At 60.8% G+C, this 1936-nt stretch carries 2 protein-coding genes; both read right to left on the reverse strand.

Annotated elements, in window-relative coordinates:
* Positions 1-110: 110 nt before the first annotated feature.
* A complete protein-coding gene (locus BO74_RS15620; RefSeq protein ID WP_496443386.1) occupies positions 111-980 on the reverse strand; it encodes a DMT family transporter in 870 nt (289 codons plus the stop codon).
* A gap of 108 nt (positions 981-1088) precedes the next feature.
* Positions 1089-1601, reverse strand: coding sequence for a hypothetical protein (locus BO74_RS15625; RefSeq protein ID WP_496443388.1), 513 nt, complete (start codon positions 1599-1601; stop codon positions 1089-1091).
* Positions 1602-1936: the final 335 nt, after the last annotated feature.

Consider the following 1936-nt stretch of genomic DNA (forward strand, 5'->3'; position numbering starts at 1 on the left):
TCATGACCTCAACTTCTCGAACCGCCCGGTGCGGACCCGCATGCCGGGTGGTGTGGCAGGGGCGCAGCCTATAAGGGCTGCCCCCTATGCCGATTAGGGGAAGGAAAGATTCAGACGCGAGCCGTACGATTATTCCCGAAAACGAGGCTCAAGCCGGCCATACCGATGATCAGCATGCCGACGATCGACATCCGGTCAGGGAAGTGACCGAAAACCATCCAGCCGAGCAGCATGGCCCAAACGATCTGGAGGTACAACATCGGCGCCAGGCGCGATGCCGGCGATTCGTGAAAAGCGCGTATCAGCAGGAAATGCCCGGCACCGCCGTACATCCCCAGCGAGAGGATCAGCACCGCCTGTTTCAGCGTCGGCACCGTGTCGGTCCAGAACATCGGCAGGAACAGCGACATGATGAACGTCCCGACCAGCGCCAGATAGAACAGCTGGCGCATCGGCGGTTCGGTGGCGGCAAGCTTGCGTGTCAGAATCTGGTAGAGCGAATAACAGAGCGCCGCACCGAGCGCATAGACCACGCCGATTCCGTCCATGTAACCGCTCGGGCGGGCAATCAGCAACACCCCGGCCAACCCCGCCACCGTCGACAACCAGCTGCGCAAACGGATTTTCTCGCCAAGCATTGGCCCGGCCAGCAGCGCCACCAGCAAGGGGGTAATGAACACCAGCGCGGTCGTCTCGGCCAGCGGCAGGGTACGGAACGCCAGCAGGCCGAGCATCGTGCTGGCCACCTGCATGCTCCCGCGCAGGATCATCATCCCCGGCCGCGACGTCGCCACGATTTCCCGCCCCATGCCGGGCGCCACGGTCGCCAGCATGAACACCAATTGCGTCACGTAACGCACCCAGACCAGCAACGGAACGGCAAAGTAGGCAGACATGTACTTCGCGGTGGCATCGGAAATGGCGAAGATCAGCAACGCCACGGGAAACAGGAGGAAACCGGAGAGATTCTTGATATTCACGGGAAAACGAGATCAACACGAGGGAGGGACGGAATCTTTCTAACGCGCGAACGCGGTGAACGGATGACACGCCTGCGCGACAGGCTGCCATCCGTCAGTACGAACGCTTTATCGCAGGATGTCCTGAATCGCGTCGACGACCATCGAGCTACCGACGGCAATCATCAGCACGTCGCCGGCTACCTGCACATAACGGTGCCCGACGGGAGGCACCGGCAAGCGGACGAGCAGATCATGTGGCAGATCGTGATAGACGACATCGCGCGGCAGCGGCTGCCCCATCGCCCATTTCTTGGCCTGGCCCGGCGGCATACAGCCGTTGCCCTTCTTTGCCAGCCCGGGCGGACACTTCCCGCCTTTTGCCTGTGCGCCGTAGTAATCCCGCACGACGTACCGTTCCTGCTCGCCAAAGCGAAACTCGACACGCTTGCGGTCGTTTTTCGACGGAGCGGAGGCGCGGCCATCGTGCCGCGATTCGACACGCTCGACACGTTCGGGACGCCCCTTGTTGCCCGGCCCCTTCTCTTTTTCATGCTTGCCCCCCTTTTCCGCAAGAACGGCGGCCGGCGCCAGGAAAACGGCCACGGCAAGTGCAACCACCAAAGATTTCAGCGACTTCATGGGAACCTCACTCAAGAACGTGGAAGACCACGGAATTTTACCCGCGTTGACGAGCGAAGCGCCGGAGGGACGAACCCAGAGTATTCCCACCCTGTCTTTTAAGTGGACACGATCTTCCCGGGCTAACTCCTCAATTTACAGATCCCGGGAGCGAGTCAGTTCGGCGGGTCACGTTAGGTTGCGGGGTCGAGCCACCAAAAAATTGCACGACCTCTTCCCGCTGCCTTCCGCCCCGTAGTTTCTTTCATCATCAGGGGTGGCGAGTCGCAATCACCGTTAGGAAGTAAAAAAGCCCTCGAGCTGGATAGCTGGAGGGCTTTTTTGTTGGGGAGCCT

Source organism: Propionivibrio pelophilus DSM 12018 (genome assembly GCF_059569095.1).